The 23,058-nt window shown below is 65.7% G+C and carries 17 protein-coding genes; 10 read left to right on the forward strand and 7 right to left on the reverse strand.

Annotated features, from left to right (window positions below; translation table 11 throughout):
* Positions 1-15 precede the first annotated feature (15 nt).
* The 3 genes from L1787_RS13825 to L1787_RS13835 all read right to left on the reverse strand — a co-directional run bounded on the left by L1787_RS13825 (position 16) and on the right by L1787_RS13835 (position 5,333).
* A complete protein-coding gene (locus tag L1787_RS13825; RefSeq protein ID WP_235709428.1) occupies positions 16-1,905 on the reverse strand; it encodes an ABC transporter substrate-binding protein in 1,890 nt (629 codons plus the stop codon).
* Positions 1,905-3,758 carry an ABC transporter ATP-binding protein gene (locus L1787_RS13830; RefSeq protein WP_235709429.1) on the reverse strand — a complete coding sequence of 618 codons (1,854 nt, stop codon included), beginning with the start codon at positions 3,756-3,758 and terminating at the stop codon, positions 1,905-1,907. Before L1787_RS13830 ends, L1787_RS13825 begins: the two co-directional genes overlap by 1 nt.
* A gap of 357 nt (positions 3,759-4,115) precedes the next feature.
* Positions 4,116-5,333 (reverse strand): acyl-CoA dehydrogenase, encoded by a 1,218-nt coding sequence (locus L1787_RS13835; RefSeq protein WP_255720515.1) that lies wholly within the window; start codon positions 5,331-5,333, stop codon positions 4,116-4,118.
* Positions 5,334-5,431: 98 nt separating this feature from the next.
* Here L1787_RS13835 and pepN point away from each other — a divergent pair, with 98 nt between their 5' ends.
* Together pepN and L1787_RS13845 are read left to right on the forward strand one after the other, a co-directional pair.
* Positions 5,432-8,005 carry an aminopeptidase N gene (gene pepN / locus L1787_RS13840; RefSeq protein ID WP_439648294.1) on the forward strand — a complete coding sequence of 858 codons (2,574 nt, stop codon included), beginning with the start codon at positions 5,432-5,434 and terminating at the stop codon, positions 8,003-8,005.
* Positions 8,006-8,395: 390 nt separating this feature from the next.
* Positions 8,396-10,744 (forward strand): ATP-binding protein, encoded by a 2,349-nt coding sequence (locus tag L1787_RS13845; protein WP_369415100.1) that lies wholly within the window; start codon positions 8,396-8,398, stop codon positions 10,742-10,744.
* Positions 10,745-10,814: 70 nt separating this feature from the next.
* Here the strand turns inward: L1787_RS13845 and L1787_RS13850 are convergent, their stop codons facing one another.
* Positions 10,815-11,990 (reverse strand): CaiB/BaiF CoA transferase family protein, encoded by a 1,176-nt coding sequence (locus L1787_RS13850; protein WP_235709431.1) that lies wholly within the window; start codon positions 11,988-11,990, stop codon positions 10,815-10,817.
* Between the two features lie 273 nt (positions 11,991-12,263).
* Here L1787_RS13850 and L1787_RS13855 point away from each other — a divergent pair, with 273 nt between their 5' ends.
* The 4 genes from L1787_RS13855 to L1787_RS13870 all read left to right on the forward strand — a co-directional run bounded on the left by L1787_RS13855 (position 12,264) and on the right by L1787_RS13870 (position 16,171).
* Positions 12,264-13,094, forward strand: coding sequence for an enoyl-CoA hydratase-related protein (locus L1787_RS13855; RefSeq protein ID WP_235709432.1), 831 nt, complete (start codon positions 12,264-12,266; stop codon positions 13,092-13,094).
* Between the two features lie 75 nt (positions 13,095-13,169).
* On the forward strand, positions 13,170-14,141 hold the full coding sequence (locus tag L1787_RS13860; protein WP_235709433.1) for a TRAP transporter substrate-binding protein: 972 nt from the start codon (positions 13,170-13,172) through the stop codon (positions 14,139-14,141).
* A 173-nt stretch (positions 14,142-14,314) separates the two neighbouring features.
* Positions 14,315-14,854, forward strand: coding sequence for a TRAP transporter small permease (locus L1787_RS13865; protein WP_235709434.1), 540 nt, complete (start codon positions 14,315-14,317; stop codon positions 14,852-14,854).
* 12 nt (positions 14,855-14,866) lie between these two features.
* Positions 14,867-16,171 carry a TRAP transporter large permease gene (locus L1787_RS13870; protein ID WP_235709435.1) on the forward strand — a complete coding sequence of 435 codons (1,305 nt, stop codon included), beginning with the start codon at positions 14,867-14,869 and terminating at the stop codon, positions 16,169-16,171.
* A gap of 73 nt (positions 16,172-16,244) precedes the next feature.
* Here the strand turns inward: L1787_RS13870 and L1787_RS13875 are convergent, their stop codons facing one another.
* Together L1787_RS13875 and L1787_RS13880 are read right to left on the reverse strand one after the other, a co-directional pair.
* A complete protein-coding gene (locus L1787_RS13875; RefSeq protein WP_235709436.1) occupies positions 16,245-17,126 on the reverse strand; it encodes an alpha/beta fold hydrolase in 882 nt (293 codons plus the stop codon).
* A gap of 94 nt (positions 17,127-17,220) precedes the next feature.
* Positions 17,221-18,003 carry a short-chain dehydrogenase/reductase gene (locus L1787_RS13880; RefSeq protein ID WP_235709437.1) on the reverse strand — a complete coding sequence of 261 codons (783 nt, stop codon included), beginning with the start codon at positions 18,001-18,003 and terminating at the stop codon, positions 17,221-17,223.
* Positions 18,004-18,255: 252 nt separating this feature from the next.
* Here L1787_RS13880 and L1787_RS13885 point away from each other — a divergent pair, with 252 nt between their 5' ends.
* The 3 genes from L1787_RS13885 (at position 18,256) to L1787_RS13895 (ending at position 21,181) form a co-directional block, all read left to right on the forward strand.
* Positions 18,256-19,257, forward strand: a complete 1,002-nt coding sequence (locus L1787_RS13885) for a TRAP transporter substrate-binding protein (protein WP_235709438.1) — start codon at positions 18,256-18,258, stop codon at positions 19,255-19,257.
* A gap of 115 nt (positions 19,258-19,372) precedes the next feature.
* Positions 19,373-19,882, forward strand: coding sequence for a TRAP transporter small permease (locus L1787_RS13890; RefSeq protein ID WP_235709439.1), 510 nt, complete (start codon positions 19,373-19,375; stop codon positions 19,880-19,882).
* Positions 19,883-19,909: 27 nt separating this feature from the next.
* Positions 19,910-21,181, forward strand: coding sequence for a TRAP transporter large permease (locus tag L1787_RS13895; RefSeq protein ID WP_235709440.1), 1,272 nt, complete (start codon positions 19,910-19,912; stop codon positions 21,179-21,181).
* Here L1787_RS13895 and L1787_RS13900 read toward each other — a convergent pair.
* Positions 21,147-21,989 (reverse strand): sugar phosphate isomerase/epimerase family protein, encoded by an 843-nt coding sequence (locus L1787_RS13900; protein ID WP_235709441.1) that lies wholly within the window; start codon positions 21,987-21,989, stop codon positions 21,147-21,149. The two genes, L1787_RS13895 and L1787_RS13900, sit on opposite strands and share 35 nt — an antisense overlap.
* Before the next feature lie 112 nt (positions 21,990-22,101).
* On the opposite strand from L1787_RS13900, the gene L1787_RS13905 reads away from it, so the two are divergent.
* Complete coding sequence (locus L1787_RS13905; RefSeq protein WP_235709442.1) at positions 22,102-23,049, forward strand: LysR family transcriptional regulator; 948 nt, start codon at positions 22,102-22,104, stop codon at positions 23,047-23,049.
* Positions 23,050-23,058 lie beyond the last annotated feature (9 nt).

A 23,058-nucleotide genomic window follows, 5' to 3' on the forward strand; every position in this document is an offset into this window, starting at 1 on the left:
CCTTGACGCGAGAGGTTAGCTGGCGTCGTCAAAAAAGAACTCGTCCATCCGATAGACGCCGAATTGGGCGCCCGGATCCCAGCCATAGACGGCCTTCTCCGGCACATTCTTCAGCGTGTTCTTGACGACGACGGGCTGCACCACCCCTTCGACGGTCCCGATGGTCAGCACCTCGGAGGCGTGCAGTGCCAGGATCTGCTCCCAGGCCGATGCGCGCTCTTCCTCCGTCTCGGTCGCGAGCCAGTCGTTATAAAGGGTCATCAGCTCGATCGCCGGTTGATAATCCGGCTTCTCGCCGCTCTCCCCGCCGCTCATCTCGAAAGCGCCCCAAGACGGGCCGGTGAGGAAGATCGTCGACACCGGCGCCCGTTCGTCCGGCGGCATGTTGGCCGAGGGAATGCCGTTATCGAAGCCGGCCCACACGCTCATCGCGAGTTCGCCGGAGAAGGCGCGGTTGCGCAGGACGTCGCGCTGGGACGGCCGCGGAAACAGTCCCACGCCGACCTCCTTCCACGTGTCCTTGATGAGCTCCAGCGCGTCGATTTCGATCGCGTTCTCGCCCGCCGTCTCGACGATCAGCTCCAACGGCCGCCCGCTCGGCAGGAGGCGGATACCGTCCGAATTGCGCTTGGTCAGGCCGATCTCGTCGAGGAGCGCGCTCGCTTTCTTCGCATCATAAGCGGGCGGGTCGAAATGGCCGGCCTCATAAAGCGGGCTTTGCGGCAGCACGGTGTTCGCCGACGGCTTGCCGAGCCCGAAGAACAGGACGCGGTTCAAAAGATCCCGGTCGATCGCCATCGACAGCGCCTGACGGAACCGCTTGTCGCGAAAGAGCTCGCGAAGCTCCGGGTCCTTCACGGTGAGGTTCGGATAGAGCGCGATCGCCGAAGCATAGGCCTCCGGCCAGAGGTAGGTCTTGTAACCCTTTTGCTGCTCGCCCCGCTTGAGGACCGGCAGATCCCCGAACACGAGACCGCGCGACTGAAGATCCGCCTCACCCGCCTGCACCTTGGTCGCGATCAGGCTGCCGTCGACGACCGACATCACCACCTTGTCGATATAAGGAAGCTGCTGCCCCTCGGTGGTGACGCGGTGGAAGTACGGGTTGCGCACCATGACGAAGCGTCGATCGGTGCTGCTCTTGGTCGGGATCCAGGGCTGAAGGGACGGCAGATCCTGGTTCGTCGCGTCGTACATATCGTCGCGCAGATTGTGGAGCGGTGCCCAGGAACGGACCCGCGCTTCACGAACTTGCCGGTCGATCTCCGCCTGATCGCCATATTTCGGGTTGAATTGTTTCAGATAATGCGCCGGCCGGTAGATGAAGGGCGGACGCGCCTGGGCGAGCGTCGGGAGGAAGCGCGGATTGGGCTTGTCCCACGTGTAGCGCACCGTGGTCTCGTCGATCACCTCGAAGGCGGGCAACTTGCCGTCGACCAGCATGTAAGGCGGCGGGGTCGGCGTCAGCTCCTCATTGGTGAGGATGTCCTCGTAGAAATAACGCAGATCCTCGGAGGTGAACGGCGCCCCGTCCGACCATTTGTGCCCCTTGCGCAGATGGAAGGTGAAATCCCGCCCTTCCTCCACATCGACGGCCCGCAAAATGTCGGGCTCGAGGTCATAATCCTCGTTGTAGCCGACGAGCCGCGCATAGCCCCACACATTGATGAGGCGCATATCCTTCGCGCGGCCGATCAGCGTCTCGAGTTCACCGCCGTGCTTGCCGACCGTCCGCCCCGTCGCGGCGAGATCGACGACCAACGGCTCTTCGGGAACGCGCTCCTCGATCGGCGGGAGCCCGCTATGGGTGTTGGACAGGGTCGCAGTTTCGACCAGAGCCGGCCGCTCGGCGAAGGCCGAGGGCGCAACCAGCATCAAAGCGCAGACGATGAGTGTGCGGATCATCAAGCGGCATCCTTAATTGCCGGAACCTCGCCGGGCGCGCAGACGAAATGGCCAGGGAAACGCTCGACCATGGTGGGCGTTTCGCCGGGCAGGAGTCGATAGGGTTCGGGCCATGCGGCCGGATCGGACGCGCGTCCGGCCGACAGCGCCGCAAAATCGAGCGGGCGATGGAGATTGGCGTCCGGAACCGCCGTCAGCAACGCCTTCGTGTAAGGGTGCTGGGCATTGTCGATCACCGCCCGTGTCTCGCCGAGCTCGACGAGGCGGCCGCGACACATCACGGCGATCCGGGTCGCGAGGTAATCGACCACCGCCAGATTGTGGCTCACGAATAGATAGGTCAGGCTGAGTTCGCGTTGTAGATCACTCAGAAGATTCAAGACCTGCGCCTGAACCGACACGTCGAGCGCCGACACCGGCTCGTCGCAGACGAGAATATCCGGCCGCAACGCCAGAGCGCGCGCAATGCCGACCCGCTGGCGCTGCCCGCCGGACAGCGAATGCGGATAGCGGCGCAGCATTTTCGGGTCGAGCCCGACAAGTTCCATCAGATCGCGCACGTGTTGCTTGCGGCTCTCCGGCGTTCCGACATTGTGGATCACCAGCGGCTCGCCGATCACCTCGTTGATCGACATGCGCGGATTGAGCGAGGAGAACGGATCCTGGAAAACGAGCTGGATCCGCCGCCGATAGGCGAGCAGGTCCTCGCCCTCGAGCGTTGCGATATCGCGCCATCCATCCCCCTCGCGGATCCGGATATGACCGGACGAGGGTTGGAATGCGCGCATCACGGCGAGCGCCGCTGTGGTCTTGCCCGAGCCCGATTCGCCGACGATGCCGAGACACTCCCCGGCATTCACCGTGAAGCTCACCTGATCGACCGCCGTCATCGTGCGCGGCTTGGAGAGGAAGCCGCCTTTCTTGAGCTGGAAGCGTTTGACGAGATTGTCGACCTCGATCAGCGGCTCGCCGCGCTTTACCTCGCACGGCGCCCCGAATGCGGACAATTTCGGCTCGATCGGCCGGATCGGCACCAGCCGCTCGGTCATGTCGAAGGTCGGCACGGCGTGCAGCAGCGCCTTCAAATAAGGATGCTGTGGCGCCTCGAAGATCCGCTTCGACGGCCCCTTCTCCATCACCCGGCCCTGATAGACGACCACCACCTGGTCGGCCATGTTCGCGACCACGCCGAAATCGTGCGTCACGAGCATGATGCCCATGCCGATCTCGGCCTGCACGTCGCGCAGGAGCTTCAGGATCTCGGCCTGGATCGTCACGTCGAGCGCCGTCGTCGGCTCGTCGGCGATGACGAGCGCCGGGCGGCACATCATCGCCATCGCGATCATCGCGCGCTGGCGAAGCCCGCCCGACAGCTCGAACGGATAGGTGTCGAGCGCATGATCGGGGTTCGGGAACTGCACAAGGCGCAGCATCTCGCGCGTCGCGTCCCGCGCCGTCTTCCGGTCCATATTCTGATGGAGCCGCCCCGCCTCGCCGATCTGATCGCCGATCGTGTGGAGCGGCGACAGGCTCGTCATCGGCTCCTGGAAGATCATCGCGATACGGTTGCCGCGGATCTTGCGCATCAGATCGCCGTCGCGCGGCAGGCCGACGAGATCGGTCGTGCTCTGGTCGACGGGATCGGTGAAGAGGATCTCGCCCTCGGGAATCGTGGCGACCGACGGCAGCAGCCCCATCACCGCCTGCCCGATCGTCGACTTGCCGGACCCGGATTCGCCGACGATGGCGACGGTCTTGCCTTCGGGTATTTGAAACGAAATGCCGTCGACCGCCCGGTTCACCCCGTCGATCCGGTATTCCACTACGAGGTTACGCACGTCGAGGACGGCCATAGATCCTACGTCCTAAGGCGTTGAGACCATGCAAGTCTTGCGGTGATTGCATGATCGAGCGTGAAGGGCAACGCTGCCGAACGCCGACAATCACCGCTCCACCGTCGGTTTCGCGCTCTTGTCTGGCAGCGTCCGAGATAGACCGTCACCCCGACGACAAGATGACAACAAGGCAATCGTCCGGCGACAATTATTTCGCCCTCATCGGCGAAATGGTCGTCTCTCAACGTCCCACCCTATCAATTCGTCTCGCCCGATGCCGCCGATTGAAACAAAAAACGCCTCCGCCGGCACGCGAAATCGCGGCTGGCGGAGGCGTCTGACGTTGGCGGCGGGGCGTCGGCCGCCTTGTGCCGCTCAGAAGAAGGCCTGAAGCCCGGTCTGCGCCCGGCCGAGGATCAGGGCGTGGACGTCGTGCGTGCCCTCGTAGGTGTTCACCGTCTCGAGGTTCACCATGTGGCGAATGACGTGATACTCCTCGGAGATCCCGTTTCCGCCGTGCATATCCCGCGCCATCCGCGCGATATCGAGCGCCTTGCCGCAATTGTTGCGCTTGACGAGGGAGATCATCTCCGGCGCCATCTCCCCGTCGTCGAAGAGGCGGCCGACGCGCAGCGAGCCCTGGAGGCCGAGGGCGATCTCGGTCTGCATGTCGGCGAGCTTTTTCTGGACGAGCTGGGTCTGGGCGAGCGGGCGGCCGAACTGCTTGCGGTCGAGCGTATATTGACGCGCGGCGTGCCAGCAGAATTCCGCCGCCCCCATCGCGCCCCAGGAGATGCCGTAGCGCGCCCGGTTGAGGCAGCCGAACGGACCGCGGAGGCCGGACACGTTCGGCAGGAGATTGTCCTCCGGCACGAACACGTCGTCCATCATCACCATGCCGGTGACCGAGGCACGCAGCGAGATCTTGCCCTCGATCTTCGGCGCATCGAGCCCCTTCATCCCCTTTTCGAGGACGAAGCCGCGGATCTTGTCGTCATGCGCGTCGGACTTCGCCCAGATGACGAAGACGTCGGCGATCGGCGAGTTGGAAATCCACGTCTTGGCGCCCTTGAGGAGATAGCCGCCATCGACCTTCTTGGCCCGCGTCGTCATCCCGCCGGGATCGGAGCCGGCGTCGGGTTCGGTCAGCCCGAAACAGCCGACGAATTCGCCGCTGGCGAGCTTCGGCAACCACTTTTTGCGTTGGCTCTCGTCGCCATAGGCATAGATCGGGTACATGACGAGCGAGGATTGAACGCTCATCATCGAGCGATAGCCCGAATCGACGCGCTCCACCTCCCGCGCGACGAGCCCATAGGAGACGTAACTGGCGCCCACTCCGCCATATTCTTCCGGGATCGTGACCCCGAGAAGGCCGATCTCACCCATCTCGTTGAAGATGGACCGGTCGGTCTTTTCCTCGCGAAACGCGTCGATCACGCGCGGCAGGAGCTTGTCCTGCGCATAATCATGGGCCGTGTCGCGAATCATCCGCTCGTCTTCGGTGAGCTGCCCCTCCAAGCGGAAGGGGTCGTCCCACTGGAACGGAACGGTCTTGTCGCGCACATTCCCGGACTCGGCTGCGGCCGACATGTTCTCTCCTACCCCAAACTCAGTGATCTTTCATACGTGAAGGATCATAGGCGCCGCCGCCCGAAAGGGCAAAGGACCGCGAAAGGATACCCGAGATGATGCGCACCGACACAGGCCAGACGGTCCGGCTGATCGACTATGCGCCAACCCTCTACCGCGCGCCCCGCACCACCTTGATGTTCGCGCTCAATCCGACGCGGACCGTCGTGCGCAACACCACGACCTACGAGCCGCGCGGTTCGGTGGACGGCCCCCTGACCCTCGTCGGTGACGGCCTGATGCTCCTCGGCGCCGAGCTCGACGGACGCGCCTTGCCCCAATCGGCCTATGAAGCGAGCCCCGACGCCTTCATCCTCAAATCCCCGCCGAACCGGCCGTTCGAGCTCTCGCTCATCACTGTCATCTCGCCCGACGAGAACACCGAGCTCATGGGCCTCTACCGCTCGAACGGCGTCTATTGCACCCAGTGCGAGGCCGAAGGCTTCCGCCGCATCACCTACTCCTATGACCGCCCCGACGTCCTTTCGGTCTACGACGTCTTCATCATCTCGGACGGTTCCGGCGATCCTGTCCTCCTGTCGAACGGCAATCTCGTCGAGACCGGCGAGATGAACGGCGCAAAGACCGCCCTCTGGCACGACCCGTTTCCGAAGCCGACCTATCTGTTCGCCCTCGTCGCCGGCGAACTCGGCGTCGTCACCGACACCTTCACGACGATGTCGGGCCGCGCCGTCGACCTTGCGATCTATGTCGAAAAGGGCAAGGAGCCCCGCGCCACCTACGCGATGGACGCCCTCAAGCGCTCGATGCGCTGGGACGAAACCCGCTTCGGCCGCGAGTATGATCTCGACGTCTTCAACATCGTCGCCGTGTCCGACTTCAACATGGGCGCGATGGAGAACAAGGGCCTCAACGTCTTCAACGACCGCTATGTGCTCGCCGATCCGGGCCTTGCGACCGACACCGACTATGCCGGTATCGAGACGGTGATCGCCCACGAATATTTCCACAACTGGACCGGCAACCGGATCACCTGCCGCGACTGGTTCCAGCTCTGCCTCAAGGAAGGCCTCACGGTGTTCCGCGACCAGGAGTTCACCGCCGATGTGCGCTCCCGCTCGGTCAAGCGCATCGAGGACGTGCGGCGCCTGCGCCTACATCAGTTCAGCGAGGATGGCGGCCCGCTGCGCCACCCGGTTCGCCCGAACGAATATGCCGAGATCTCGAACCTTTACACGACCACGGTCTACGAAAAGGGCGCCGAGGTCATCCGCATGCTCCACACCCTCATCGGTGAGGCGGCGTTCCGGCGGGGGATGGACACCTATTTCGCCCGCTATGACGGCACCGCCGCCACCATCGAGGACTTCATCGCCTGCTTCGAACTCTCCGATCCGAGCGCCTTCATGCGCTGGTATCTCGAAGCCGGCACGCCCACCGTCGCGGTCGAAGAGGCATTCGCCGACGGCGCCTACCGGCTCACCCTCACCCAGAAGCCGTTCATGGGCGCGGCGCTGAAGCCGATCCCGGTGCGCCTTGCCCTCATGGGCGGCGGCGGCGCGCACGATCTCACCCGCGCCAAGATCGAGGGGGCGAGCCTCAAGGGCGACCGTCTCGTGCTCGGCGAGACGGCGACGATCACCCTCGACGGCCTCAACGAGGCGCCTGTCGCGTCGGTCTTCCGCGCCTTCTCCGCGCCGGTCCATGTCGAGCGCTCCGCCGATCCGGAACGCGACTTCCAGCTCCTCGAGCGCGACGACGATCCGTTCAACATCTGGGACGCCGCCCAGCGCCGCGGCCTCGATGCCCTGCGCGCCGACTATGACGGCGTGGGGTTCGACGCCGAGCGGCTCGCCCGCGCCCTCGCCGCCCTCGCGAGCGATCCGGCGCACGAGCCCGCCTTCCGCGCCTTCATCCTTCAGCTTCCGACCCGCCACATGCTGGTGGAGGCGATCGGCAACGACGTTGACGCCGAGAAGGTAGACGCCGCCCACAAGGCGCTGTCGGCCGCGCTCGGTAACGCCATGATGGCGACGCTCGAGGCGATCCACGACAAGCCGGCCCCCGCGCCGGACGACGTCTCGCCGGAGGCGGCCGGCCGCCGCTCGCTGCGCAACGCGGCGCTCGCCCTCCTCACCGCCGCCGGCAACGCCGACCGCGCGACCGAACAGGCCGCGAGCGCGACCAACATGACCGACCGCCTCGCCGCCCTCGCGGCCCTCGCGGCCGCCAATGCCCCGACGGCGGACGACGCGCTCGCCCGCTTCCACGACGATTTCGAGAGCGAGCCCCTCGTCCTCGACAAATATTTCGCCCTTCAGGCCTCCCGCAGCGACGGCAAGGCGCTCGATCGCACCAAGGGGCTGATGGATCATCCACGCTTCAGCCTGAAGAACCCGAACCGCACCCGCAGCCTCATCGGCGCGTTTGCCCAGAACACCGCCGCATTCCACGCCGCGGACGGGTCGGGCTACCGCTTCCTCGCCGATATCGCGCTGAAGCTCGATGCGGCGAACCCGCAGGTCGCGGCGCGCCTCCTCACCCTCTTCAGCGAGTATCGCCGCTTCGACACGCCCCGCCGCGAGGCCGCTTATGCCGCTCTCAACGGTGTGCTCGAACAGGCGAAATCGTCCGACGTGGGCGACATCGTCCGCCGCCTCCTGAAGGCATAGCGACCAGACGGGCCGGCGGGCCTTGCGCCGCGCCGGTCCGTGTCCCGTTGGGGCAAAAAGGAAACGCTTAACGAAGTGTTAACCACACTTGGACAAAGCTCGGGAGCCGCTCATAATCTAGGTCGATTCGAGCACATTTTGCGGGATTCCATGGCAGCGACCACGCGCATGTCGGACGAGGACGAGCCGCGCGTCGGCTCCGCGTCGGCCGCGACGGCAAACGCCGGGGCCGGGGGAGCCGCACGTCATCGCCCCGCCCCGAGATCCGAAACGAGCGCGCCCGGCCGCCCGAGAGCCGGCACGTCGCAGGCCCGCCCACGGCCGCGCACTCCCGAACCGCCGGCGAACCGCCGCGCCGCCACCCCCGCCGTCCGCGCCGAGGCGCCGCCGGTGGAGGCCGACGCGGCCGAGCCGCCCGCCTCGGTCCAGCGCCTCTATTCGGCGAAGGCGAGCGGCAACGGCGATGCGGCCCGCGCGAGCCGCTTGCGGATGGACGGTCACGTCCGCCTCCTCGCCGAGCCCGGCTATGGTCAGCTTCTCGCCCGCGAGCCGCTCTTGCGCCGGGCGATCCCGCTCCTCACCATCATCTTCATCCTGGTGATCGCCGCCTATCGCGTCGCGATCACGCTCGACCATCGCGCCACCGCCGAGGCCGAGGCCCGCAGCCAGATCGGCCTGATCGCGAGCGCGATGTCGGCCGAGATGAGCCGCCGGATGGCAGAGGAAGATCTGCCGATCGAATCGATCTTCGCGACGAGCCTGCCCGAAGGCGCCACCGAGAGCGGGCGGCAAGTCACCCTGATCGACGAGGACACGATCCTCGCGTCGACCCCGTTCCGCCAGGATCTCGTGGGCGGTCCCGTCGCGAACCTTCTCGGCCCCAACCAGCCGATGACCACCTTCGGCCGGCGCGCCGGGGTGATGGAGGTCGCCGGCGACGGCACCACCTTGTTCGCCACCGTCCATCACCTCGCCGACCGCTCGGCGATGATCGCCGTCACGCAGCCGGAGCAAGCCGTCCTCTCGGCCTGGCGCGACGAGATGAACACCAACGCCGTCCTCTTCATGTGTACGGCCGGCGTCATCATCGTGGTCGTCTACGCCTTCTATGCCCAGTCGGCGCGCGCCCGCTCGGCCGATCAGATCTACACGGCGACCACCACCCGCATCGACACCGCCCTCACCCGCGGCCGTTGCGGCCTCTTCGACTGGGACGTCGCGCGCGGCCGCATGTTCTGGACGCAGTCGATGTTCGAGGTGCTCGGCATGCCGCCGCGCGACGAGCTGATGGGATTTCGCGAGGTCGCCGCGCTCGTCCACCCCGACGATGGCGGGCTTTACGAGCTCGCCCAGCGCCAACTCACCACCGGCGAGCGCGTTCTCGACCGCACGCTGCGGATGCGCCACGCGGACGGCCGCTGGATCTGGCTGCGCTTCCGCGCCGAGCTCGTCACCGACGACGAATCGGGCCGGCCCCATCTCATCGGCGTCGCGCTCGACACCACGGAACAGAAGCGCCTCGCCGAGCAGTCTGCGACCGCCGACATGCGCCTTCGCGACGCGATCGAGACCGTGTCGGAGGCGTTCGTCCTGTGGGACGCGCAGAACCGCCTCGTGATGTGCAACACCAAATATCAGGAGATGCACAATCTGCCGGACGACGCGGTGAAGCCCGGCACGCCCTACCATGTCGTCATCGAGGCGGCGCTTCAGCCGGTCGTCTCCTCCCACCTCCTCACCCACACGGCGGGACCGGACGACGACCGCTCCTATGAGGCCGAGCTCGCCGGCGGCCGCTGGCTACAGATCAACGAGCGCCGCACCAAGGATGGCGGCTTCGTCTCGGTCGGCACGGACATTACGACGCTGAAGACGCACGAAGAGCGGCTGATGGAGTCGGAAAAGCGCCTCAAGGCGAACGTCGTCGAGCTGAAGAGCGCCCGCAGGACCGCCGAAAATCAGACGCGCCAACTCGCCGAGCTCGCCGAGAAATATGCCGAGGAGAAGACCCGCGCCGAGGACGCCAACCGTGCGAAATCGGAATTCCTCGCCAACATCTCGCACGAACTGCGCACGCCGTTGAATGCGATCATCGGCTTTTCGGAGATCATGCGGAACCAGATGTTCGGCACGCTCGGTTCACCGAAATACGAGGAATATTGCGCCGATATCCACCATTCGGGCACTTACCTGCTCGGCGTGATCAACGACATTCTCGACATGAGCCGCATCGAGGCGGGTCAGGTCGATCTGTCGGTCGAGATGGTCGACCTCGCCGAGCTTTTCACCGAGGCGACGCGCATCATGACGCCGACCTCGGCGGAGAAGAACATCACCCTCGCCTCGGCGATCACCGACGGCATGCGGATCCAGGTCGACCGCCGCGCGATGAAGCAGATCCTCCTGAACCTCATGTCGAACGCGGTGAAGTTCACCCCGAACGACGGCTGCGTCACGACGCGCGCCCGGCTCGAACGGGACTGGGTCGTCGTCGCCGTGGAGGACAACGGGATCGGCATCCCGAAGCGCGAGCTCGAACGCCTCGGCCAGCCCTTCGTGCAGGTGGAGAACCAGTTCACCAAGACACACCAGGGGTCGGGTCTCGGCCTTGCGATCGCCCGCTCCCTCACCGAGCTTCACCGCGGCAAGATGGACATCCAGTCCGAGGTCGGCCACGGCACGACCGTGACCGTCCGCCTCCCGCGCGAGCACGCCGCCGAAAGCCGCAACGCCGCCTGAATCACGGCGCCGCAGGATGCGGCGCCCCGGGATCATTCATCCCGAGACGCCGCGCCCTCGTCGGTCGATGTCAGACCACCCCGTCCGAGCGCAGAGCGCCGATCCGCGCCGCGTCATAGCCGAGTTCCGAGAGGATCGAGTCGGTATCCTCCCCGAGATCGGGCGCGGCGCGCGAGATCGCGGGCGGCGTGCGGTCGAGGTGGACGGGAAGGCCCACGAGCTGGATCGGTCCCCGGCGCGGATGCTCCACCGTGGCCGCGATGCCGAGATGCTGAACCTGCGGGTCGGCGAACACCTCGTCCATCCGGTAGATCGGGCCGGCCGGCACGTGGGCGGCTTCGAGCCGGTTCAGCCAGTTCGTCGTCGTGTCGGACCGGAAGATCGGATCGAGGAGCGCGTTCACCGCCGGGCGGTTGTCGAGCCGGGCCTGGACGGTCGCAAATCGCGGGTCGGTGCCGAGCTCGGGGTGACCGATCTCGGTGCACAGATCGCGCCACTGCCCGTCACCAGCGACACCGAGATTGAGATAGCCGTCCTTGGTCGCGACGACGCCGGTCGGGGTCGAGACGGGGTGATCGTTGCCGGCCTGCTCGGGCACGTCCCCGTCGACGAGATAGCGCGCGGCCTGAAAGTCCATCGTCGCGATCTGCGCCTCGAGGAGCGAGGTGTGCACCCACTGCCCCTTGCCGGAGACTTCACGCTCGACGAGCGCCATCAGCGTCCCGGTCGCCGCATAGACCCCGGCCGACAGGTCCGCGACCGCCGCGCCCGCCCGCACCGGCCCCTGCCCCGGCAGGCCCGTCACCGCCATCAGCCCGCCCATGCCCTGCGCGATCTGATCGAAGCCCGGCCGCTTGGTGTACGGCCCATCCTGGCCGAAGCCGGAGATCGAGGTGAGGATGATGCGCGGATTGATCGCCGACAGCGTCTCATAGTCGACGCCGAGACGATATTTGACGTCCGGCCGATAGTTCTCGACGACGATATCGGCCGTCTTCACCATCTCCTCGAAGATCTTGCGGCCTTCGGGTTTCTTGAGATTGAGGCTCAGCGACCGCTTGGAGCGATGCAGGTTCTGCATGTCGTACCCGTCGCGCGGACCATTGATGGTCGCGTTCGGGTCGACCCCTTCGGGCGGCTCGATCTTGATGACGTCGGCGCCGTAATCCGCGAAAAGCCGACAGCATGTCGGCCCCGCGCGCACGCGCGTCAGATCCAGAACCCGAATATGTGATAGCGCTCCCATACGCCTCCCTCGCTCCACACGTGTTGGGATGATGTTCCCCCGAAACTGCGATGGTTCGGCGAGACACATTCATACCTTATCGTTATCTCAGCTATTCAGTTGTAACCGCGAAGACCCGCTCGATAGGATGCCGTCAGAGACTCGCCGGAGCGCGTCGCGACGTGACCCATGGCGGTGATCGTAACCCTTGCGCTCCGGTTTCAACACGATGCGCGCGTTGACGTTTTCCGGCCCGCCGGTTCGGACGTCACGCACTTCAGGACGGTGACACGATTGACCGCACAGAGCATAGACATTCCCACCTCGCCGGCCACCGCCGATCTCGGGGATGCCCTCATTGTCGAGCGTGCGTCCGACACGACGGCGCTCGTCACGATCAACCGTCCCGACCAGCGTAACGCGCTGACACTCGCGATGTGGGTGCGCCTCGCGGAGATCTTCGAGGCGCTCGCCGAGCGCTCCGAGCTGCGGGCGATCGTCCTGACCGGTGCCGGCGGGGCCTTTTGCGCCGGCGCCAACATCAAGGAATTCGACACGGTCCGCGCCACCAATGACGATGCGCTCCATTATGCTGCCATGGTGGACCGGGCGACGGTCGCGATCACCCGATGCCCGAAGGCGACCTATGCGGCCGTGTCCGGGCCGTGCTTCGGCGGAGGCGTCGGCGTCGCGGTCGCCTGTGATTTCCGCATCGCCGACACGAGCGCCTATTTCGCGATCACCGCCTCGCGCCTGTCGATCGTCTACGGGATCGAGGAAACGCGGGCGCTCTATCACACGGTCGGCCTCGTCGCGGCCAAGGAGATGCTGTTTTCCGGGCGCCGCTATCACGCCGAGGACGCGCTGAGGATCGGCCTCGTCTCCGAGATCAGCGAAGGCGAGGCCCTGCCCGCGGCGATCGCCGCGGCGGACGAGCTCGCCGGCTGCGCCCCGTTGTCGATCGCCGGCACCAAGATCGTCCTCGAAGCTCTCACCGAGGGCGAGACGGCGGAGCGCGAGGAACGGATGTCGGTCGCCGTTGAGCGCGCCGTCACCAGCGAGGACTATCGCGAGGGCCGCGCCGCCTTCGCCGAAAAACGCCGCCCGCATTTCACCGGGCGGTGAATAAAGACGCACGGAACTTGCATGACCCGTCGTCGGTGCGTCCGGCGTATGGGCGTCACATAAGGGAATGAGCTGATGAAGAGCTTGAAGGCTGCCGCAGGTTCGGCACTGATCGCGTCCATGGTGTTCGCTGTGCCGGCCTCGGCCCAGACGCGTTGGGATATGGCGACGCCCTATCCGGACGCCGAGTTCCACACCAAGAATATCCGCCAATTCGCCGAGGACGTCGCCACCGCGACCGACGGCGATCTCGAAATCACGGTGCATTCGGGCCAATCGCTCTTCAAGCACCCCGAGATCAAGCGCTCGGTTCAGTATCAGCTCGTGCCGCTCGGCGAAGTCCTGATGGGCAACCTCTATAATGAGGATCCGCTCTTCGGCGCCGACAACATCCCCTTCATCGCGACGAGCTATGACAAGGCGAAGGCGCTTTGGGATGCGCAGCGGCCGATGATCGAGGAAAAGCTCGCCGCCGACGGTATCCGCCTCCTCTTCGCCGTGCCGTGGCCGGGCCAGGGCTTTTACCTGACGGACGCGATCGAGACCGCGGACGACCTCAAGGGCGTGCGCTTCCGCACTTATAACGCGACGACCGCACGCATGGCCGAGCTCCTCGGCATGGTGCCGACGACCGTCGAGGCGGTGGAAATTCCGCAAGCCTTCTCCACCGGCATCGTCGACGGCATGGTCACCTCCGCCGCCACCGGCGTGCGCACCAAGGCGTGGGATTTCACGGATAATTTCTACGACATCAACGCCTGGCTCCCGAAGAACATGATCATCGTCAACGAGAGCGCCTTCTCCTCGCTTCCCGAAGAGACGCAGGCCGCCGTCCTGGAGGCCGCCAAGACCGCCGAGACCCGCGGTTGGGAAATGAGCCAGGCCGAGAGCACCTCCGCCGTCGAGACGCTCGCCGAGAACATGAACGTCATCGAGCCGACCGACACGCTGATGAGCGGCCTTCAGGCCGTCGGCGAGGAAATGGCGACCGAGTGGGCCGAGGCGAGCGGTGACGAGGGCAAGACCGTCCTCGACGCGATCAAATAAAGCCGCGTGCATTGCGACACGATCGCGGGCGACCTGTCTCGCCCGCGCCTTTTTCCGACGGGCGGCCTCGGCCGTCCGTCTTGCCATGATGCGTCCGGCGCCGTGCCCGTCACCGCGCCGGCTCGTCCGCGTCTCGTTCCTGCGCGATTGCGCATCCTGATCGGAGGACCACTGTGCTGACGCGCGTTCTCGACATCCTCTATCGCGGCGCCGGGGTCCTCGCCGGGGTCTTCCTGGTCGCCATCGCGGTCATCGTCGCCTCGCAGATCGTCGCCCGGCTGATGGGCAAGATCGTGCCCTCGGCCGACGAGTTCGCCGGCTTCTGCCTCGCCGCGACGTCCTTTCTCGGCCTCGCCTTTGCCTTCCGCGAAGGCAGCCACATCCGCGTCACCCTCTTCGTCCATGCCGCGCGCGGCTGGCTGCGTCAGGTGTTCCTCGTCGTCGCCCTTGCGATCGCGGCGACGATCATGGGGATCTTCGCCTGGCACACGCTGAAGATGGTGGGCCAGAATCTCATGCGGAACGAGGTCACCTCCGGCCTCATCCCGATGCCGCTCTGGTTGCCGCAGGCCGGCATGGCGATCGGCGTCCTTCTCTTCTTCATTGCGATCCTCGAGGATCTCGTGCGCGCTCTTCTCGGCAAGAGTCCGGTCTTCACGACCGGCGAGAGCGACCCGAGAGGCTCCGACAACCCCGCCGCCGACACGCACTAGGACGGACTTTTCATGGATCCCATGCTCGTATCGGGCTTTCTGATCGTCCTGATGCTGGTGCTCCTGGCGCTCGGCGTCTGGGTCGCCCTCACCTTGATGATCGTCGGCTATCTCGGCATCGTTCTCTTCTCCGGAGCGCCCGCCGGGGCGATTATGGCGACGACGATCTGGGGCCAATCCTGGTCCTGGGCGCTGACCGCCTTGCCGCTGTTCATCTGGATGGGCGAAATCCTCTATCGCTCGAAGCTCGCCTCGGAGATGTTCCGCGGGCTCGCGCCATGGCTCGCCCCGCTTCCGGGCCGCCTTCTCCACGTCAACATCGCGAGCTGCGGCCTCTTCGCGGCCGTCTCAGGCTCCTCCGCGGCGACGACGGCCACCATCGGCCGCATCACCATCCCGGAGCTCACCCGCCGCAATTACGACGCGCGCGCCGTCATCGGAACGCTCGCCGGCTCGGCGACGCTCGGCTTCCTCATCCCGCCCTCGATCATCCTGATCGTCTACGGCGTCGCCGCCGACGTCTCGATCTCCCGCCTCTTCATCGCCGGGATCCTGCCCGGCCTGATGCTCGTCCTCCTCTTCATGGGTTATGTCGCGGTCTGGGCGAGCTTCCATAAGGATCGGATCCCGCCGGCGGAGCCCAAAATGCCGTTCTGGCAACGGGTCAAGGCGACGGCCGGCCTCATCCCGATCATCGGCCTCATCGTCTGCGTGATCGGCTCGATCTATGCCGGCATCGCGACGGCGACCGAGGCGGCGGCCGTCGGCGTCATCGGCGCGCTCGTCCTCTCGCTCTTGTCGGGAACGCTCAATTGGGCCTCCTTCCGCGACAGCGTCGCCGGGGCGACGCGGACCACCTGCATGGTGACTCTGATCCTCGCGGGCGCCGCCTTCCTGTCGGTTGCGATGGGCTTTACCGGCATTCCGCGCAATCTCGCGAGCTGGGTGGGCTCGTTCGAGCTGACACAGTTCCAGCTCCTCCTCGCCCTCACGGTCCTCTTCATCGTGATGGGCTGCTTTCTCGACGGCATTTCGATCGTGGTGCTCACCGCCTCGGTGATCATGCCGATGGTGCAGGCGGCGGGGATCGATCTCATCTGGTTCGGCATCTATCTCGTCGTCGTCATCGAGATGTCGCAGATCACGCCGCCGGTCGGCATCAACCTCTTCATCCTGCAATCGATGACCGACCGTGACCTCCTCTTCGTCGCGAAGGCGGCCTTTCCCTTCTTCCTCCTCCTCGTCGCGGCGACGATCCTCCTGATCCTCGTCCCCGAGATCGCGACCTTCCTGCCCTCCCTGATGACACGGGGCTGACGGCCGGACGCGGGCACAAGAAAAAACGCCGGCCCCTCGGGGCCGGCGTTTTCGTTTGCGACGGAGGCGATGCCTACTTGTCGGAGATGATCTTGCCCGACACCGAGCGCGGATCCCGCGCCGGCCAGCGGCCGACATCGACGAGGTGCAGGAACGCCTCGATCTGACGGTTGAACTCGGCCGGCGTCTCGATGTTGATCGTGTGGCCCGCATTGGGGATCACCACCAGCGCGGCGGTCTGGATCTCCCGCTTCATCAACAGTGACGGCTCGAGGCACGGCCAGTCCTCGTCGCCGGTGATGACGAGCGTCGGCGCGGTGATCGTGCGCATCTTGTCGATAAGCTCGTAGAGCGACGGGCGCTTGCTCTGCACCCCACGCATCGTGTTCGCCGAGCCCTTGGCGGAATGCTCGATGAGCTGGTCGCGGAACTCGGCCCAGCCGCGCGGATCGTTGTTCTGGAACTGCACCCGCGTCGGTCCGAGCGCGTAGGCGCCGCCGGCCTTTTCCATGCCGTCATTCTCGAAACCGTCGGCGGCGGCGTTCGCCTCGTTCGAGAACTGATCGCGCTTGCCGGGTTCGGCGCCATAGCCGCAGCCGCCGATCACCAGCGACAGGCAGCGCTCGGGATAGGTGAAGCCGAAATGAAGGGTCGCGAAGCCACCCATCGAAAGGCCGACAATGTGCGCTTTCTCGATCCCGAGACCGTCGAGCACGGCCTTGATGTCATCGCGCGCACGGTCTTGCGAGTAGCTCGACGGATCGGGCGGCACGTCGGACGGCAGAAAGCCGCGCGCCGAATAGGTGATGCAGCGGTAAAAGCGCGCGAAATGGCGAAGTTGCGGCTCCCAGGAGCGCCAATCGCCGGCGAACTCGTGGACGAAGACGATCGGCGTCCCACTCCCCGCCTCTTCGTAATAAAGGTTCACTCCATCGTCGGTGGTGACGTGGGGCATAGTCGAAGATCCTCCTCGTCTCGACGCCGGCGCCGGGGCCGCGCGTCGCTCGTGCTTCGCCGTGTGGCGAACGTCTCAGTCCCGCGCGACGCGCCTAGAATGTGCGGCTCCGGCTCGCGATCCCGCCATCGATCGTCACCACGGTGCCGCTGGTATAAGCGGACCGATCGGACGCGAGCATCGCGACCATCCAGCCGATCTCTTCCGAGCTCGCACCGCGCTTGAAGGGAAGCGGCTCCCTGAGGCTTTCCCAGTTTTCCGCCGATCCGGTCCGCGCTGCCGCTTTCTTGCGCATCAAGGCGACGAGGCGGTCGGTCTCGACCGGGCCGGGATTGAGGGCGACGACGCGGATGCCGTCACGGAAAGAATAGCTGCCGAGCGCCTTGGAGAAGGCGCACAGGCCGGCATTGGCCGTCGAGCCGCAAATATAATCGAAGTCGAGCGCCTCGGCGGCGTTGCCGATGACGTTGACGATGACGCCGCTCTGCTGCGCCTTCATCCGCTCATAATAATGGCGGCACATCGAGATATAGCCGAACACCTTGAGGGCCCAGGCGGCCGACCAGCTCGCATGGTCGAACTCCAGGAGATTGCCGCCCGGAATCGCGCCCGCATTGTTCACGAGGATGTCGATATCGCCGACGGTCTCGACGACACGGAGCCGTTCCATCTCCTCGGATAGGTCCGCGGCGATGGTCACGACGTCGATCGAAAGCCCGTCGCGGACATAGTCGGCCGCCTCGTGGAGCGTCGCCGGATCCCGCGAGACCATCGCGATATTGCATCCTTCCTCGGCGAGGATCCGCGCCGTTGCGCGGCCGATCCCCTTCGAGGCGCCGGTGACGAGGGCCTTACGCCCATTCAGTCCCAATTCCATAGCAATCGCCTTTTTGGCCGGTTCGACCGCGCCGTGTCGATCCATTCGCATCGCGCCAAGGGGGAAGATTCGTACCAGCTCGCCGAAGGCCCGGACTATGCCGGATCGATATATCTGGTACGCCGCGCGGCTGCCGACATCGGGGCCGATTTGGCGCAAGCTCTGCACGATCGGACATAACGGCCCGCGCTTTCACGCATGAGCAAGGGCCACACGGAAACGCAAACAAAGACCGATCGAAGGAGCAGCGCGATGACGAAGAGAAAGATGCAAATCCGCCTTGGCCTTACCGGGACGGCCTTGGCCGTGCTCGTCGGCGCCGTCGCCGCCGCGCCCGTCGCCGAAGCCGCGGAAAAGACGATCCGCGTCAGCTACGAAACGCCCGACGCCCACATCAAGAGCCGCACGATCGTGGCCTTCAAGGAGGAGATCGAGAAGATCTCCGACGGTTATTTCGAGGTGGAGCTCTATCCCGCCGCGCAGCTTCTCGGCCCGTCCGAGGAGGTCGCCGCCACCGCCCGCGGTCAGATCGAGATGTCGGCGCCCTATTTCAGCTACATCGCGCCGGTCGAGCCGCTGATGAACATCTACCAGGCACCCCTGGTGTTCGACAGCTACGACCAGCTCATCAAGTTCCTCGAGACCGACGAGGCGAAGGCGCTCGCCGAGAAGCTTGAGGCGCGCAATCTGGAATCGACCGGCTACTGGTTCGAGAACCCGACGCGCCTTTGGGGCAAGGAGCCGCTGCGCACGATCGACGACCTCAAGGGCAAGAAGATCCGCACCGTTCCGTCCGAGATCCTGCAAGGCGCCGTCGCCGCGATGGGCGCACAGCCGACCGCGATCCCCGGCACCGAGCTCTATCTCGCCCTTCAGCAGGGCGTGGCGGACGGGGCGTTCACCGCGCCGAATTACGGCCTCACGATGAAATATTACGAGGTCACCGACGCGGTCACGAAGCTCGACCTCTTCTATGGCGGCTATCTCGTCCTCTTCAACAAGCGCTGGTACGACGCGCTGCCGGAAGAGCGTCAGGCCCAGCTCGTCGAGGCCGTCGCCGCCGCGCGCGCCTTCAACGAGGAGAACGTCAAGGCGGACCTCGAAAAGGTCGATGAGGACCTGCGCGCCGTCGGCCAGGAGGTGATCGAGCTCAGCCCCGAGGCGCTCGCCGACTTCCGCGCCGCGCTCGCCCCCTATTACGAGACGCTCGACCCCGAGATCCAGGAGATGATCAAACAGGTCCAAGGTCTCTGATCATCCCGTATTCTCTGGCGAAGGAGGACTTCATCGTGCTGGATCGAACACGTGCGCACGGCCTTTTGTCCGTGACCGATTTCCGATCGCCCTCAACTTCGAGCGGGGTGGCGCGATGAGGTTCGTCCGGGCCTTCTATTGGACGATCGCCGCCGCCATGGCCTTGTGCTTCATGGTGGCGGTGCTCCTCACCTTCGGCATGACGGTGAGCCGTTATCTCCTCTCCTTCTCCGACCCGACGGCGGAGTATCTTTCACGCTATTTCGTCATCCTCGGCACCTTTCTCGGCTTTCCCGTCGCGGTGCTTCAGGCGCTGCACGTCCGCTTCGACCTCATCGACTATTCATTGCAGGGGCGGATCAAGGCGATCTTCCAGTTGATCGGCTCGCTCCTGTCGATGCTGATTTGCGTGATCTTCGCCTATGCGGCCTACCTCTTCGTCGATGACAGCATGCTCTTCGGCGAGATCATGCCCACCGGGTTCAACATGCCGCTGTGGATTCCACACGCGAGCATCCTTCTCGGCATGGGGCTCGGCGTCGTCGCCTACGCGCTCGTCATCGTGTTCGGCCCGATCGAGGTCGAGGACGCTGCCGAGATCGAAGCCGTCATCCATCATCCCTGACCGGCACGGGATCGAAACGACACCATCATGGGACCACTGCTTCTCTCCTCCGGCGCGCTCTTCGTTCTCGGTGTGCCGATCGCCCTCGCGATGTCCGCCGGTGCGCTGCTCTATCTCTATCTGAGCGGCAATCTCCTCCTGATCGGCCCCGCGACCTGGTTCTCCGGGCTCGACAAGGCGCCGATCATGGCGATCCCGTTCTTCATCCTGTCGGCGGAGATCCTGAGCCGCGGCGGCGCCGTCGCGCGTCTCGTCGACGCGATCGACAGCCTCATCGGCCACATCAAAGGCGGTCTTGCCGTGGTGGCGGTGATCGCGACGATGATCTTCTCCGCCGTCAGCGGCTCGTCGATCGCGACGGCGGCGGCGGTCGGCATCGTGCTCATCCCGCAGATGCTGCAACGCGGCTATCCGGAACGCTTCGTCCTCGGCCTGATCGCGTCCGCGGGCGGGCTCGGGATCCTCATCCCGCCCTCCGTGCCGCTGATCATCTACGGCACGGTGACGGGGGTGTCGGTCGGCAAGCTCTTCCAGGCGGGCATCCTGCCCGGCATCATGATCGCGATCCTGTTGTGCCTCTTCGCGATCCTCCAGGCGCACCGCCTCGGCCTCGACAGCCGGCCGCCCGACAGTTGGGCGAGGCGGCGCCAGGCGCTGTGGGACGCGCGGGCGATCTTCTCGTTTCCGGTCGTCATCCTCGGGTCGATCTATGGCGGCATCTTCACGCCGTCCGAATCGAGCGCGCTCGCGGTCATCTACGCCCTCGTGATCACCGCGCGGACCTACATGCGCATGGGCCTCGGCCAGCTCCTTGCGGTGATGGTGAGCGCCTGCGCCACGACCGCGGCGATCCTGATGATCCTCGCGGCCGCCGCCCTCTTCGGTTACGCAGTCACGCTCTCCGGCATCCCGCAGCTCGTGGTCGATTGGATCGCCTCGCTGGGGCTCGATCGGACGACATTCCTCCTCCTGATCAACCTCGTTTTCATCGTGCTCGGGATGTTCCTCGAGATCATCTCGATCATTCTGATCACGCTGCCGATCATCTTCCCGCTCCTCGCGATGTTCGGCGTCGATCCGATCCACTTCGCGATCATCATGATCGTGAACATGGAACTCGCGGTGATCACCCCGCCGATCGGTCTCAATCTCTTCGCCATCGCCGCAATCGCCAAGCGGCAGGTGAAGGACCTCTTCATCGGCGTGGTGCCGTTTTATCTGGTCATCTTCATCGGCCTCATCATCGTCACCTACGTCTCCGACGTCAGCCTGCTGCTCGTTCGCTGGGCACCGATCTGACGTCCGACGCGGCAGCCGCGAGGCGGGCGAACGCCTCGCGGCTCTCCACCATCACCTGCCGCAGCGGGCGGCCGTCGAGTTGGTGGTGGAAAAGCTCCACCTCGTAAACGTCGGCCCAGCCGCCGGCCTCGGCGAGGCGGAGGATCCGTGCAAGGTCCATCATGCCCTCGCCGAGCGGGCGGCGCATCGGCGGCGCCCCTTCCGGGCACGCGACGTCGCAGACCTGCAGCACCGCGAGCCCGCCGGGTGCGGCGAGAACGCGGTCGAGATCGTGGTCCCACCAGGAATGGAAGAGGTCGAGGGTGATCGCGAGGCCCGGCACGCGCGCGCACACCGCCTCGGCATGGGCGAGCTGGCAGATGGCGCCCTTGTAAGCGAGATCCATCGGATGGATCGGCTCGAGGGTGAGCCGCGCCCCGAGATCGCGCGCCGCCCCCGCGAACGCCTCGATCGCCGCGTCGATCTCGGCCCGCGCCCGCTCCACCGAGAGGCCGCCCGGCCCCGGCCCGCCCGGAATGAGGTTGAGCGGCGCGCCGAGCACCGGCGCCGCCTCCAACAGACGGCGATTCTTCCACTCCTGACGGCGCCGCGCCGCCTCGTCGGCCTGCAGGAAATAGCCCGCACTGTTCAGCGAAGAGACCGTGAGGCCGCGTGCGGCGATCGCCTCGGCGAGACGTTCGGCGCTCATCTCATCGAGCGCCCGCTCCACGATCGCGACGGCCGAATAGCCCTCCGCCGCGGCGTGATCGAGGAAATCGAGGACCGTATCGGCCGGTGAAGCGGCATATTGGCTGATCGACAGGTTCAAGCGTGATCTCCATCACAGAGCGGGGCGGACCGGCGCCACGGTGAAACGTGCGGACGACCGAATTGCGCTGTAGGGTGGGACGGCGCGGGTCGAGCGTGTGCGAAAGCGTGTGATGGAAATTCGTCAGCTGCAATATTTCGTAGAGGTTGCGCGCAGCAAGAGCTTCTCGCGGGCGGCGGTGGCGCTCGGCGTCGCCCAGCCCGCTTTGTCGCGTCAGGTCCAGCAGCTCGAGGCCGAACTCACCGTCCCGCTCTTCTACCGCAATGGGCGCGGGGTGAGCCTCACCTCGGCGGGCGAGCTTTTGCTGTCCCACGCGAACGAGATCCTCTCCTCCGTCTCCCGCGCCTCCTCCGAGGTCGCGGCCCTGCGCGGCCAGCCGACCGGCTCGGCGGTGATCGGCGTTCCCCCCTCGGTCGGCCGCGTCCTCACCCTCCCGCTCGCCCAGAAGCTGAAGCAGGAGTTTCCGATGGTCTCGGTGAAGATCGTCGAGGGGTTCAGCGGCCACATCCTCGAATGGCTCGGCAATGGGCGCATCGATGTCGGCATCTTCTACGACGACCCGATGACCCACCGGTTCGTGCTGGAGCCACTCGCGCGCGAGGCGCTCTATCTGATCGGCCCGGCGGAGGCCCATCGCGACGACACGTCCGAGACGATGCAAGCCGCCTCCCTCTTCGACCTGCCGCTGATCCTGCCGTCCCGCTCGCACGGATTGCGGCTCTATCTCGACGATGTGGCGCTGCAGTTCAAAAGGCAGTTTCGCATCGAACTCGAGGTCGATGCGCTGTTCTCGATGATCCACGCCGTTCGCGACGGGATGGGCTACACGATCCTGCCGCAGACCGCGATCCTCAACGAGCCGTCGAGCGAGGCGTTTCGCTGCTGGCGGCTCACCGATCCCGACCTCGTCCGCGTCATCACGATGTCGACCTACGGGCATCGGCCGGACTCGGTGCCGACGCAGCAAATTTGCCGCATCGTGCGCCAGGAGGTCCGCGGGCTGATCGCCAACGGTTATTGGTCCTCCGTCGCGAAGCTCACCCCGCCCGACACCGCCTGAGCCGGTAAG

This window comes from Acuticoccus kalidii, assembly GCF_021556395.1.
Lineage (GTDB): Bacteria > Pseudomonadota > Alphaproteobacteria > Rhizobiales > Amorphaceae > Acuticoccus > Acuticoccus kalidii.